The organism is Microbacterium sp. SD291 (genome assembly GCF_017355365.1).
Classification (GTDB): domain Bacteria; phylum Actinomycetota; class Actinomycetes; order Actinomycetales; family Microbacteriaceae; genus Microbacterium.
The window spans coordinates 32,878-45,666 of sequence record NZ_JADIJR010000025.1 but is presented as its reverse complement, the minus strand read 5'-3'; the positions used below and the strand labels follow the sequence as shown (position 1 = coordinate 45,666).

General features: G+C 68.2%; 16 protein-coding genes and 2 tRNA genes. 11 read left to right on the top strand and 7 right to left on the bottom strand.

All coding sequences use genetic code 11. From position 1 onward, the window contains the following. Window positions 1-144: 144 nt before the first annotated feature. Window positions 145-546, top strand: coding sequence for a hypothetical protein (locus tag IPV10_RS13150; protein ID WP_207484565.1), 402 nt, complete (start codon window positions 145-147; stop codon window positions 544-546). A 153-nt stretch (window positions 547-699) separates the two neighbouring features. Here the strand turns inward: IPV10_RS13150 and IPV10_RS13145 are convergent, their stop codons facing one another. The 4 genes from IPV10_RS13145 to IPV10_RS13130 all read right to left on the bottom strand — a co-directional run bounded on the left by IPV10_RS13145 (window position 700) and on the right by IPV10_RS13130 (window position 4,069). Continuing rightward, on the bottom strand, window positions 700-1,188 hold the full coding sequence (locus IPV10_RS13145) for a thioesterase family protein (protein WP_207484564.1): 489 nt from the start codon (window positions 1,186-1,188) through the stop codon (window positions 700-702). 7 nt (window positions 1,189-1,195) lie between these two features. After that, on the bottom strand, window positions 1,196-2,875 hold the full coding sequence (ettA, locus tag IPV10_RS13140; protein ID WP_207484562.1) for an energy-dependent translational throttle protein EttA: 1,680 nt from the start codon (window positions 2,873-2,875) through the stop codon (window positions 1,196-1,198). Window positions 2,876-2,963: 88 nt separating this feature from the next. Beyond that, the gene (locus IPV10_RS13135; RefSeq protein ID WP_307861132.1) at window positions 2,964-3,476 is read right to left on the bottom strand and encodes a hypothetical protein; all 513 of its coding nucleotides are present in this window, start codon (window positions 3,474-3,476) and stop codon (window positions 2,964-2,966) included. Between the two features lie 71 nt (window positions 3,477-3,547). After that, window positions 3,548-4,069, bottom strand: coding sequence for a single-stranded DNA-binding protein (locus tag IPV10_RS13130; RefSeq protein WP_207484559.1), 522 nt, complete (start codon window positions 4,067-4,069; stop codon window positions 3,548-3,550). A 195-nt stretch (window positions 4,070-4,264) separates the two neighbouring features. Here IPV10_RS13130 and IPV10_RS13125 point away from each other — a divergent pair, with 195 nt between their 5' ends. From IPV10_RS13125 to IPV10_RS13080, 10 genes are all read left to right on the top strand, one after another. Continuing rightward, window positions 4,265-4,534, top strand: a complete 270-nt coding sequence (locus IPV10_RS13125) for a hypothetical protein (protein WP_207484557.1) — start codon at window positions 4,265-4,267, stop codon at window positions 4,532-4,534. A 531-nt stretch (window positions 4,535-5,065) separates the two neighbouring features. Next, window positions 5,066-5,140, top strand: a tRNA-Arg gene (locus IPV10_RS13120). Between the two features lie 35 nt (window positions 5,141-5,175). Then, on the top strand, window positions 5,176-5,802 hold the full coding sequence (gene orn / locus IPV10_RS13115; RefSeq protein WP_207484555.1) for an oligoribonuclease: 627 nt from the start codon (window positions 5,176-5,178) through the stop codon (window positions 5,800-5,802). A 36-nt stretch (window positions 5,803-5,838) separates the two neighbouring features. After that, a tRNA-His gene (locus IPV10_RS13110) sits at window positions 5,839-5,914 on the top strand. Window positions 5,915-6,006: 92 nt separating this feature from the next. Beyond that, window positions 6,007-8,166 (top strand): heavy metal translocating P-type ATPase, encoded by a 2,160-nt coding sequence (locus tag IPV10_RS13105; protein ID WP_207484553.1) that lies wholly within the window; start codon window positions 6,007-6,009, stop codon window positions 8,164-8,166. Window positions 8,167-8,218: 52 nt separating this feature from the next. Continuing rightward, complete coding sequence (locus tag IPV10_RS13100) at window positions 8,219-8,848, top strand: LysE family transporter (RefSeq protein ID WP_207484551.1); 630 nt, start codon at window positions 8,219-8,221, stop codon at window positions 8,846-8,848. A 54-nt stretch (window positions 8,849-8,902) separates the two neighbouring features. Then, window positions 8,903-9,421: an OsmC family protein gene (locus IPV10_RS13095; RefSeq protein ID WP_207484549.1), complete on the top strand. Its 519-nt coding sequence runs from the start codon at window positions 8,903-8,905 to the stop codon at window positions 9,419-9,421. 37 nt (window positions 9,422-9,458) lie between these two features. After that, entirely contained in the window at window positions 9,459-9,806 is a 348-nt protein-coding gene (locus IPV10_RS13090; RefSeq protein WP_207484547.1) for a metallopeptidase family protein, read from the top strand. Beyond that, complete coding sequence (gene clpS, locus IPV10_RS13085) at window positions 9,803-10,099, top strand: ATP-dependent Clp protease adapter ClpS (protein ID WP_207484545.1); 297 nt, start codon at window positions 9,803-9,805, stop codon at window positions 10,097-10,099. The genes IPV10_RS13090 and clpS overlap by 4 nt, the downstream gene beginning before the upstream one ends. Then, window positions 10,096-10,581: a DUF2017 family protein gene (locus IPV10_RS13080; RefSeq protein WP_207484543.1), complete on the top strand. Its 486-nt coding sequence runs from the start codon at window positions 10,096-10,098 to the stop codon at window positions 10,579-10,581. The genes clpS and IPV10_RS13080 overlap by 4 nt, the downstream gene beginning before the upstream one ends. Here IPV10_RS13080 and IPV10_RS13075 read toward each other — a convergent pair. The 3 genes from IPV10_RS13075 to dinB are packed head-to-tail and all read right to left on the bottom strand — an operon-like array spanning window position 10,578 to window position 12,755. Next, window positions 10,578-11,159, bottom strand: coding sequence for a hypothetical protein (locus tag IPV10_RS13075; RefSeq protein ID WP_207484541.1), 582 nt, complete (start codon window positions 11,157-11,159; stop codon window positions 10,578-10,580). The genes IPV10_RS13080 and IPV10_RS13075 overlap by 4 nt on opposite strands. Further along, window positions 11,143-11,460 carry a hypothetical protein gene (locus tag IPV10_RS13070; protein ID WP_207484539.1) on the bottom strand — a complete coding sequence of 106 codons (318 nt, stop codon included), beginning with the start codon at window positions 11,458-11,460 and terminating at the stop codon, window positions 11,143-11,145. Before IPV10_RS13070 ends, IPV10_RS13075 begins: the two co-directional genes overlap by 17 nt. 35 nt (window positions 11,461-11,495) lie before the next feature. Beyond that, a complete protein-coding gene (gene dinB, locus IPV10_RS13065) occupies window positions 11,496-12,755 on the bottom strand; it encodes a DNA polymerase IV (protein ID WP_207484537.1) in 1,260 nt (419 codons plus the stop codon). Window positions 12,756-12,789 lie beyond the last annotated feature (34 nt).

Below are 12,789 nucleotides of genomic sequence, written 5' to 3'. Positions count from 1 at the left end.
GGCTCGCTCGGAGGCTCGGTCGGCGTCGGGTCCGTCGGCGTCGGGTCCGTCGTCTCGAACGGCCGGGAGCCTAGCATCGCGAGCTGCCCGACCACGGGCGCTGCGTCTGCGATCGCGGGGCCCTCGGTGTCGATGGCGGAGCTGATGTGCACGACGATCTCGTCGGATCGCTCCGACGGCAGCGCCGGTGCCGATTCGGGCCGCGGGTCTGCTGGCGGCGCCTCGACGCGTGTGAAGATGGAAACGGCGGCGGCGTCCGCGTTCAGGGGCGCGCCGAAAGGAATCGCCATGCTCACTGCGACGGCGAGTGCCGTCGCGTACGTGATCACGCCGAACGTCGCGTTCGATGAACGCTTCGCTCCGATTACCCGAACCATGACGCGCCTGTCGCTCGATTGGACGAACCTGCAACAACGCGCCGGTGTACACACTCCCGCGTGGCGGTTCCCCCGAACCCCGGCGATGACTTTCCCACCATCTTTCGATGGTCCGGCGAGCCTGATGGTCGTCTGCGACTATGCGGCGAACCGGACGACGCCACGGTAGACCCGCCGCGAGGCTTTCGTCAAGACGCTGATTCAAATTCCTCTGCGGCGCGCGCACATTCTCGAATCGACATCTCCGGATTCCCGGGATTCCGCAGATTCTGCGCGCCGGAAACCTCAGTATTCCTCGATCGGCATCCGGATGAGGGACGAATTAGCGCCGGTCGAACTCGATCTTGGCGCCCGCGAAAGGCTCCCACGCCTCTCGCATCTCGGCCGTGAGCCTGGTCGGCCGGCCGGTGCCGGCATCCACGAGCACGATCACGGCAGCCGAGCGCGCGTAGAGCACGCGTCCATCGCTCTCCGGGTGGTTGAAGACCTCGTAGCAGACCTCGATGCTGGAGCCGCCGAGCTTGCCGAACCACATCTGCACCTCGAGCGGGCGACGCTGGTACGGCACGGGTGCGAGGTACTCGATCTCCTGCCGAGCGATCAGGGTGAGGATGCCCTCCTCGATGCCCGAGTCGAGCACCGCGGTTGACGGTGCCTCCTCGCCGGGGCCCGCGCGCCAGAACGCGCGGACGCGCGCCTCCTCGAGGAGCTTGAGCATCGAGGTGTTGTTGACGTGGTTGAACGCGTCCAGATCTCCCCAGCGGAGGTGGATCGGGATGTGGAGGCGGGGTCCCGGGTCGGAGTCGGACATCTCCGGCTCAGTCGCGGGTGAGCTTGCGATGCGTGGACCGGTGCGGCTTCGCGGCATCCGCGCCGAGGCGCTGGATCTTGTTCTCCTCGTAGGCGTCGAAGTTGCCCTCGAACCAGTACCACCGGTCGGGGTTCTCGTCGGTGCCCTCGTACGCGAGGATGTGCGTCGCGATGCGGTCGAGGAACCACCGGTCGTGGGTGATGACCACGGCGCATCCGGGGAACTCGAGCAGCGCGTTCTCAAGAGAGCTCAGGGTCTCGACGTCGAGGTCGTTGGTCGGCTCGTCGAGGAGGAGGAGGTTGCCGCCCTCCTTGAGGGTCAGCGCGAGGTTCAGGCGGTTGCGCTCTCCACCGGAGAGTACGCCGGCCTTCTTCTGCTGGTCCGGTCCCTTGAAGCCGAATTTCGAGACGTACGCGCGGGACGGGATCTCGGTCTTGCCGACGGTGATGTAGTCGAGCCCGTCCGAGACGACCTCCCACAGGGTCTTGTTCGGGTCGATGTTCGAGCGGGACTGGTCGACGTAGCTGATCTTGACCGTCTCGCCGATCTTCAGGTCACCGCCGTCGAGGGGCTCGAGACCGACGATGGTCTTGAACAGGGTCGTCTTGCCGACGCCGTTCGGGCCGATGACGCCGACGATGCCGTTGGGCGGCAGGCTGAAGCTGAGGCCGTCGATGAGCGAGCGACCGTCGAAGCCCTTCTTGAGCTTCTTCGCCTCGATCACGACGCTGCCCAGACGCGGGCCGGCCGGAATCTGGATCTCCTCGAAGTCGAGCTTCCTGGTGCGCTCCGCCTCGGTCGCCATCTCCTCGTAGCGCGCGAGACGCGCCTTCGACTTGGTCTGACGTCCCTTGGCGCTCGAGCGCACCCACTCCAGCTCCTCCTTGAGGCGCTTGGCGAGCTTGGCGTCCTTCTTGCCCTGGATCTCGAGGCGCTCGCCCTTCTTCTCCAGGTAGGTGGAGTAGTTGCCCTCGTAGCCGATCAGGCGGCCGCGGTCGACCTCGGCGATCCACTCGGCGACGTGGTCGAGGAAGTACCGGTCGTGGGTGATCGCGATCACCGCGCCCTTGTACGCCTGCAGGTGCTGCTCGAGCCAGAGCACGCTCTCGGCGTCGAGGTGGTTGGTGGGCTCGTCGAGGAGCAGCAGGTCGGGCTTCTGCAGCAGGAGCTTGGCGAGAGCGACACGGCGCTTCTCTCCACCGGAGAGCGGCGCGATCGCCGCGTCGCCCGGGGGCGTGCGCAGCGCGTCCATCGCCTGGTCGAGCTGGGAGTCGAGGTCCCAGCCGTCCGCGGCGTCGATCTCCTCCTGGAGTGTGCCCATCTCGGCGAGAAGCGCGTCGAAGTCGGCATCCGGGTCTGCCATCAGGGCGGAGATCTCGTTGAACCGGTCGAGCTTCGCCTTGATCGCGATGCCCTCCTGGATGTTCTCCAGAACGGTCTTCGACTCATCGAGCTCCGGCTCCTGCATGAGGATCCCGACCGAGTAGCCGGGCGAGAGCTTGGCCTCGCCGTTCGAGGGCGTGTCCATTCCCGCCATGATCTTGAGGATCGTCGACTTACCAGCGCCGTTCGGGCCGACCATGCCGATCTTGGCGCCAGGGAGGAATGCCATCGTGACGTCGTCGAGGATGAGCTTCTCACCCACCGCCTTGCGCGCACGAACCATCGAGTAGATGTACTCAGCCACCGAAAACCGCTCCTTCTGTTGGCGTCGAAGATCGACACTCCAGCCTACCGGCCCCGCAGACGGGCGCCGTCGAGCGTTCGCCCAGCCGTCACCAGTCGATCGGGCGCGTGTCTCCGATCAGGCAGCGTCCTTCGGCGAGCTGGGGCATGACCATCGAGACCGGCTCGCCGGTCGAGGGCCCGACCTGCCCGACGAGGCATTCGCTGTCCCCCCACCGCACCGAGAACTGCAGGCTCTCCACCGGTTCGCCGACGGTTGTGAGGTCCTCCGTCACCTGCATCGCGTTCCGGTCGAAGCCCGACGCCACGAGCGCGTCGACATACGCACGTCCGGATCCGCGCTGATCGGACGCCCACACCTGTGCCGTCGTCGCCGCGAACAGCGGAAGATTGTCCGCCGCGGTGCCATCCGCGACGTACGACGGCGACTCGGCTGTGGCGGGCGTGGTCGGAGCCGGGTTCGCATCGGGATCGGCCGGCGTCGACGTGCGCACCGGGCCGACCGGGAGGGGCGTTCCGCAGGCCGTGAGCAGGACTGCCATCGACACGGCCGCAGCCGCCGCGATCGTCGCACGCGAAGCGGAGGCAGGCCATCGGAGCACGATCCGAGTCTATGCGCCGCCTTCCTCCGCCTCGCGGGCTGCAGCCGCAGGCCGCCCCGCGCGGCCCCTGCTCAGTGCAGCACCGAGTCGGCGTTCACGACCTCGTCCTCCGTCGTGGACCAAGACGTGTCGAGCGGGTTCAGCTCGCGGTCCTCGTCCAGAGGATGCTCGTCCTCCGGCTCGCGCGGAGTCGTCGCATCCGCGAGACCTCGCATCGGCTGCTCCATCGACGTGGCGCGCGAGCTTCGCAGGTAGGTCGTGATCCCCCATCGGAGATCGTGTCCGATCGCGTCGGCGTCGATGTCGACGCTCGTGCCGTGCTTCTCGCCTGCCTCCCAGTTGCGGATCTTCAGCCGGCCGGTCACGATGACGCTGTCGCCCGTGCGCAGGGACGCCTTCGCATGCTCGCCGAGCTGGCGGAAGGCGGCGACCGAATACCAGTTGGTGCCGGCATCCACCCAGGTCTGCGTCACGGCGTCGAAGCGACGGTGCGTCGTGGCGAGACGGAAGTTCGTCACCGGGATGCCGCCAGCGGTCCTGCCCTGGGTCGGGTCGGTCGCGACCTTGCCCACGATCGTCAGTGTGTCGGACATGTTGTCTCCTCTGTGGCCCGGGGCGATCGCCCGGATCGCTCCAGAGTGCGGCACCGGGGCGACGTCGAGACCCCTGAAACCCGCGACCGGTGGAGAACTCGTCAGGATCCCCGGTTGCGCAGGAGGAGTGGACGCGAAGCACCCGCGTCCAATGTCGGAGGTCGCTCATATCTTCGAATCAGGAAGGAGAAGTCGATGTCCGACAGCCTGATCACGTCCCTGCCCGAGGTTCCGTATGCGACGCCTCGGCTCTCTTCCCCGCGTGAGCACCTCGTGCGCGCGGCAGCGCACCTGTGGCGGGTGCAGGACCGGAACGGCCGGGTGCTCGGTCACCTGCGCATCATCGCCGACCCACTGGGCATGCGCTATCGCGCGGAGCGCCTGCATCTCGCCACCGGCGCGTTCCGCCTGGTGGGCGATTTCTGGCGGCCGGACGATGCCGTGGCGGCACTGCGCAACGGGTGACCGCGCCGTGCCGAGCACAGGCGAGAAGCTCAAGGCCGCACAGGCCTGGCACCGTCATCAGAACTTCACGCGCATGATGGAGCACCTTCGTGTGAACCCATGCGCCGATTGCGGAGAGAACGACCCCGTGGTCCTCGACTTCGATCACCTCCCCGGAGTCGAGAAGCGGTTCGAGATCGCACGGGCGATCAACTCGTCGACCCGCGCGTGGGCGACGATCCTGCGCGAGATCCAGAAGTGCGAGGTCGTCTGCGCGAACTGTCATCGCCGCAGGACGGCCGCTCGCGCGGGGCATCGGAAACATCTGCTCAGTTGGGGCCTTCCGGTGTCTGCGCCGGAGCAGCCGCATGCGCGCCCTCGGATTCCGCACGGAGGCGGGGCGAAAGGACGCCGCGGATGTCCTTGCCAGCCCTGCCGCGAACGGAGGAACGCTTATGCCCGCGCCTGGCGTGCGAGTTCCAGGGCTTCCGTTTCCGACGAAACAGGCCAGAGTAACGCCGACCGTTGAAGAGTCGGTAGGCTTAAGTCCTACCCCCAGTAGCTCAGCGGAAGAGCATCGATCTTCTAAGTCGCCGGTCGCACGTTCGAATCGTGCCTGGGGGGCCACAGGCCGATGTCTGAGCCGTCGATAGGATGGCGTCATGGTATCTGCCTCCGAGAACGATCGACTCGTCTGGATCGACTGCGAGATGACCGGGCTCGATCTCTCGGTCGACGAGCTCGTCGAGATCGCCGTCGTCATCACCGATTTCGAACTCAATCCCGTGGATCCGGGGTTCCAGGTCGTCATCCGGCCGAGCGAAGCCGCGCTGGCCAACATGAACGATTTCGTGACGAAGATGCACGAGACCTCAGGCTTGATCACCGAGATCCCCCAGGGCGTCTCGTTGGCCGACGCCGAGGCGCAGGTGCTCTCCTACATCAAGCGCTTCGTCCCCCTGGAGCGGAAGGCCCCGCTCGCCGGAAACACCATCGGCACCGATCGGATGTTCCTCGCCAAGTACATGCCGCAGGTCGACCAGTGGCTGCATTACCGCAACGTCGACGTATCCAGCATCAAGGAGCTGTCCCGCCGCTGGTACCCGCGGGTCTTCTTCCAGGCGCCGGTCAAGGACGGCGGGCACCGCGCGCTGGCCGACATCCTCGAGTCGATCCGCGAACTGCGCTACTACCGCCAGGCTGTCTTCGTCGACGAGCCGGGTCCCTCGAGCGACGACGCGCGTGAGATCGCGGCGCGCACGGTGTCAGAGTTCACCCCGAACCTGTAATACACTTATCTGGTTGCCCGCTCCGGTGGGCACATGGTGGGTATAGCTCAGCTGGTAGAGCGCTGGCTTGTGGTGCCGGATGTCGCGGGTTCGAGTCCCGTTACTCACCCCATACGACGAAGGCCCGGGTCGAAAGACTCGGGCCTTCGTCGTATCCTCGATCTAGGATCGGGAATACCCCTCAGGGGTACCAGGTTTGTCCCGGTGAAGCACGAAGGGACCGCCATCATGTCGAACCAGTCGCACGAGCCGATGCCGACCGATCACTCCGCTCACCACGCGAGCAGTGGTCACTCCGCACACGACAACGCGGGAAACGCGTCCCCGGCAGAGCACGGCGAGCACGGCGACCACAGCGCCAATGGCGCCTCCGGCGACCACAGCGCTCATGCCGGGCACGCGAACCACACGGATCGCTTCCGCCGGCTGTTCTGGATCATGCTGGGCATCGCGGTCCCCGTCGTGGTGACGTCGCCGATGTTCGCGATGGTACTCGGCTATCAGGTCCCCGGCTGGGCCGGCTGGATCGCCCCTGTTCTCGGGACGGTCATGTATGTGTGGGGCGGAGCGCCGTTCCTCACCGGAGCCGCCAGCGAGCTACGTGCACGCAAGCCGGGAATGATGCTGCTGATCGGGCTGGCGATCACGGTCGCCTTCCTCGCATCGTGGGGCGCGAGCCTCGGCATCCTGCATCACGAGTTGGAATTCTGGTGGGAGCTCGCACTCCTCATCGTGATCATGCTGCTCGGCCATTGGGTCGAGATGCGATCGCTGGCGCAGACCACCAGCGCACTGGATTCGCTCGCGGCCCTTCTGCCGGATGAGGCTGAGCGCGTCGACGGCGATGATACGACCGTGGTCTCCCCCAGTGATCTCCGTCTCGGCGATGTCGTGGTCGTGCGGCCGGGTGGCCGGCTCCCGGCAGACGGCGTGGTGAGGCAGGGCAGCGCCAGCGTGGACGAGTCGATGATCACGGGCGAGTCGAAGCCTGTGCGGCGCGGGGTCGGCGACCAGGTGGTCGCCGGCACGGTCGCGACCGACTCCGGTCTTCGCGTCGAGATCACCGCGGTGGGCGCCGACACGGCGCTCGCCGGCATCCAGAAGCTCGTCACCGACGCACAGGCGTCGTCGTCCCGCGCTCAGCGGATCGCCGACCGCGCTGCCGCCTGGCTGTTCTGGTTCGCGCTCGGCGCCGCCGTGATCACCGCGGGCGTCTGGGCGCTGGCAGGGATGCCCGACGAAGGCGTGATCCGCACCATCACCGTGCTCGTCATCGCCTGCCCGCACGCGCTCGGCCTCGCCATCCCGCTGGTCGTCTCGATCGCGACAGAGAAGGCGGCCAGGGCCGGCGTTCTGGTGAAGGACCGCCTTGCTCTCGAGACCATGCGCACGGTCGACACTGTTCTGTTCGACAAGACCGGAACGCTCACCGAGGGCGCCCCGGCCGTCACGGGAGTCGAGCCCGTCACCGGTTTCACCCAGGATTCCCTTCTGCGCCTCGCTGCGGCCGCCGAGCGTGATTCGGAGCACCCGCTGGCGAAGGCGATCGTGGGCGCCGCGCTGGCGCGCGACCTGGACCTCCCTGCAGCCGCCGATTTCGTCTCCTCCCCCGCGGTCGGCGTCAGCGCGACCGTCGAAGGCAGGCTCGTCCAGGTCGGAGGGCCGCACCTGCTCGATGAGACCGGAGCCGTCGAGCTCCCCGTCGCCGACGCCTGGCGCGCGGAGGGTGCGATCATCCTCCATGTCCTCATCGACCGCTCGGTCGCCGGCGCCCTCAGGCTCGCGGACGAGATCCGGGACGAATCCGCCCAGGCGGTCGCCGCGCTCCACGCACGCGGCGTCGGGGTCGTGATGATCACGGGCGATGCGCCCGCTGTCGCGGAGCACGTCGCGGACGAGCTCCGCATCGACCGGGTCTTCGCAGGCGTCCGCCCCGAGGACAAGGCGGCGAAGGTGCGCGAACTGCAGGCGGAGGGCAGGAAGGTCGCGATGGTCGGCGACGGCGTGAACGACGCTCCGGCGCTCGCGCAGGCCGACGTCGGCCTCGCGATCGGCGCCGGCACGGACGTGGCGATCGCCTCGGCCGGCGTCATCCTCGCGAGCGACGACCCGCGCACGGTGCTCTCCGTGATCGAGCTCTCCCGGGCGAGCTATCGGAAGATGAGGCAGAACCTGTGGTGGGCCGCAGGCTACAACCTGCTCTCCGTGCCGCTGGCCGCCGGCGTCCTCGCACCGGTCGGGTTCGTGCTGCCGATGTCGGTCGGCGCGGTCCTCATGTCGCTCTCGACGATCGTCGTCGCGGTGAACGCCCAGCTGCTGCGCAGGACCGACCTCCGCCCGGACGCCCTCGTCGACGGCCGGTGACGCGAAGACCGCGCCGCGGGGGCCGGTGAGGCGCGAGCCCTAGACTCGTGAGGTGACACTCGCCATCTGGCTCTCTCTCCTTCCCGCCTGTGTGGTGATCAGCTTCACGCCCGGCGCGGGCGCGATCTTCACGATGTCCAACTCGCTCAGCCAGGGCTGGCGTCGCTCGATCTGGGGCATCGTCGGGCAGCAGCTGGCGCTGATAGTGCACGTCGTGATCGTGGCGGCGGGAGTCGGGCTCATCGTCTCGAGATCCGAGGTGCTGTTCAACGTCATCCGCTATGCGGGCGCGGCGTATCTCGTGTATCTCGGCATCCGCCTGATCCTCGCGAAGCCGGCGGCCTCGGACGACGCGGACGACGCGCTCGTGGACTCCCGGGAGAGCCACTGGTCGATGATGCGCCGTGGCTTCTGGGTGAACCTCCTCAATCCCAAGGCGATCGTGTTCTTCCTCGCCTTCATCCCGCAGTTCATCCGTCTCGACCAGCCGCAGCTGCCGCAGTACCTGACGCTGATCATCACGGTGATCATCGTCGATGTGATCGTGATGTGGGGATTCTTCGCGGCGGCTGCTCGCCCGTTCCGGCGTCTCACCCGATCCGCGCGCGGTCAGCGCACTCTCAACACGGTCTTCGGCGTGCTCTTCATCGCGGTCGCGGGGCTGCTCGTGCTGATTCACTGAATCGGACCGAACCGCTCTCTGGCGCCCGCCGTCTGCCGGTGAGATCATCGCCTCATGGATCGCGCAGAGCTGCGAGCACTTCAGGCGACCGTGCGGGACCGCTACACGGTGGATCCTGCCAAGGCCGCGGTCCCTCTCGCTGCCGAGGGCGATTGGCGCGACGACGGCATCACGACCACTCTGCACACCTGGTCCGGCATCACGCGCGCCGGGCTCCACCCCGCGACAGGAGGCGACGGCCTCGATGCCTGCTCGGGCGACATGCTGGTGGAGGCAGTGCTCGCGTGCGCCGGCGTCACGCTCCGCAGCGTCGCGACGGCGATGGACCTCGAGGTCCGCAGCGCCCATCTGACGGCACGCAGCACCTTCGACGCCCGCGGAACGCTGGGGATTGACCGTACGGTCCCGGTCGGCATCGGGCCGATCGATGTGGTCGCCGAACTCGACTGCGACGCCGATGACGCGACGCTGGCACGGCTCGCCGCCTCCGCCGAGCGCTATTGCGTCGTCGGCCAGAGCCTCAGCAGCCCGGTGCGCATCGAGGTGCGGCGCACGCCGGCGCGGCCGAGCTGACGACCGCTGCCCGTCACCGGCAATAGGCTGGGCCACGATGGAGATGGATGCTGCAGCCTTCGAGGAGCTCGTGATCGCCGAGCTCGATCGCCTGCCGGACGAGATGGTCGATGGGCTCGAGAACGTCGTGTTCGTGGTGGAGGACCGGCCGGAGGACGGCAGCCTCGACCTCTTCGGCCTCTACGACGGACTCGCCCTCACCGAGCGCGGACAGTACGGGATGGGCGAGCTTCCCGACCGGATCATCGTCTACCGCGAGCCGCACCTCGCCGGTAGCGAGTCGGAGGACGAGCTCCGCGATGAGGTCCATACGACGCTCGTCCACGAGATCGCGCACTTCTACGGAATCGACGACGAGCAGCTGCATGAGCTGGGGTGGGCATGAGCGCTTCGATCGCCACGCCGGACCTCGAGGAGGTCACTCATCTCTCGGCAGCGCCGCTCGAGCCCTGGCAGGTCGTCGTCTGGAACGACCCCGTCAACCTCATGAGCTACGTCGTCCGCGTGTTCCGCACCTATTTCGGATACTCGCAGGAGCGCGCGACCCAGCTGATGCTGGCGGTGCACCACGACGGTCACGCGATCGTCGCCACCGGTCCCCGCGAGACCATGGAGGTGCACGCCCAGGCCATGCACGACTACGGGCTGTGGGCGACCGTGCGGAAGGCGAAGGCATGAAGGAGCAGCTGAACGTCCGGATGGCGGTCATCGAGGCCACTCAGCTCGCGCGCCTCGTCGACGACTTCCGCGACCTCGTCGGGCCCGCTCGCGATCACGCCGATCCGGCAGTCGCAAGGCTCACCCCTGACGTGTATCCCGACGACGCGGACGCCTCTCGTGGATTCCGCGACGGCACGAGGAAGGAGCTGCTCGACCGCCGCGCACTCGATGCCGACGTCGTGCTCGCGGGCCTCGCCGGCCTCCGCGCCGACCTCTCCGCACTGTCGGATGAGGAGGCCGTCGCCGAACGCGATCTCACGATCACGGCATCCGATATAGACGCCTGGCTGCGCACCATCACCGCCCTCAGGCTCGTGATCGCCGAGCGCCTCGGGATCGAAGGCGAGGATGAGGACGTGGACGACCCTCGCCACGGCGTGTACGACTGGCTGGCGTATCGTCTCGAGGTGCTGATCGAGGCGGCCGAAGAGCTGCTCTAAGGGATCTCGACGATCCTGGTCGCGAGCGCGCGAGGGTCGTCGCGATCGATGTGACTTCGCTCCTGCGCTGCCCAGCGATCCCAGTGCGGGCGGTAGGTGTCGCCGTCCCGCTCGAGCGCGCGGAATCTCCGCCCTGGTTCGGCCGACTCCACCCAGACCCGGATGTCCGCGATCGGGGCGGTCTCGGGAGTGAGGATGCCGCTGCCCTCGACGATCACGCCGAGAGCAGGATCGACCGCGTGACTCTCCGCCTCCACCTGATGCTCCCAGTCCCAGCGCCGCCAGGTGCCGAGATAGCCGCGGCCGTGGGGACGAAGGATCCACTCCAGGGCTCTCTGGACGCCGGCATCGAGACCGTCCCACCCCGGATAGAGGGAATCCAGGCCGATGAGCTGGACCCGACCGGCCACCGGCCAGGCCGACGCGATCCTTCGCGCGAGCGAGCTCTTGCCGGCACCGCTGCATCCGTCGATCAGCACGACCGGGTTGGCTGCGGCCAGGGCACGGATGTCCTCTGTGATCAGTGCCGCGGCGCGCTCGAGCGCGATCGCGACCGGATCGTCACTTCTTGAGGGCACGGATGACGCGGGAGAGCGCGCGTCCGGCGACCCACAGGAACGGACCGGCGACGACGAGCAGCGTGACGATGTTCGGCTCGAACCGGAGCCCCTCTTCACGGCGCACGTACACGCCGAGGGGAACGGCGATGCCGCCTCCGGTGCCGCCCTCTCCGCCTTCCGCGTTGCCGCCGGCGAATCCGGTGAGAGCCAAGGCCACCGGCGTGACGCTGACGCCGTCGACGTCCTGCGGCTCACCGTACGCGCTCTTCACCCCGAGAGAGGCGGCCTGCTTCCCGAGTTCCAGTGCAATGTTCGGCATGGCACCCACGCTAGTCGACGATGGCCCTGCCGACGTCACCATTCGACGCCGTGAGCCTTCGGATGCGCCGCGCCGCCGTGGCCCTCGCCGCGCCCGAGGTGCCTCGCCCTGGTGATCGTGGAAGACCCGAAGCGGGCGGTCGCGTCGTCGACGGCGCCCTCGACGCGGCGCCAGTCCTCGTCGTCGTCCCACAGCCCGATCCTCCCGCCGCCGGCCGGGAGCAGCTTCTCGGCGCGGACGCCGACCAGTCGCACCGGCTCACGGCTCTCGATCTGATTGAAGAGAGCCTGGGCGGCCTCGCCGATCCGCTGTCCCACCGCGGTCGGCTCGGCGAGGGTCTGGGAGCGACTGATCGTGCGGAAGTCCTGGAAGCGCACCTTGATGGCGACCGTGGACGTCTCCCATCCCGCGCGGCGCAGACGCGCCGCGACGCGGTCAGCCAGCCGCAGCAGCTCTGCACGGAGGAAGACCCGGTCGCTGATGTCCTCGTCGAACGTCTCCTCGTGGCCGATGCTCTTCTCCACGCGGTCGGTCTCCACCGCCCGTGCGTCCTCGCCCCGCGACAGCAGCGACAGGCGCGCGCTCAGTGCCGGCCCGACCGCCCGGTCGAGCATCTCCCGCGACGACTCGCGGATGTCGAGGATGGTGCGGATGCCGCGACCCTCCAGTGACTCCGCCGCTTTGGGGCCCACACCCCACATCGCCCGCACCGGCCGAGGGGCGAGGAACTCCAACGTGTCAGCCGCGGCGACCACGAGCATGCCGTCGGGCTTCGCGATCGTCGATGCCATCTTCGCGACGTGCTTCGTCGCCGCGACGCCGACGCTGCAGCTGATGCCGACCTCGCTCTGCACTCGCTCGCGGACGAGTTGCGCGATGCGCGCCGGGCTCCCCCACAGGCGCCGCACTCCCCCGACGTCGAGGAACGCCTCGTCGACGGACAGCGGCTCGACCAGCGGGGTGAACGACTCGAAGATCGCCATGACCTGCCGGGACACCTCCTGATACCGATGGAAATGCGGCAGCACGACGCGCGCCGACGGACAGAGCCGCAGCGCCTGCGACACCGGCATCGCCGCCCTCACGCCGTAGCGCCGCGCTTCGTAGGAGGCGCTGGACACGACCGAGCGGCCGTCGGGCGCGCCGATGATCAGCGGAAGGCCGCGCAGGCTGGGATCGTCGAGCACCTCGACTGCCGCGTAGAAGGCGTCCATGTCGACGTGCAGGATGCGCGTGCCGGTGTCATCCGCATCAGCGGACGAGACGACGCGCCCTCTGCCGTCACCGTGTCCCATGTCCCCATTGTCCCCCGGACCACCGACATCGGGA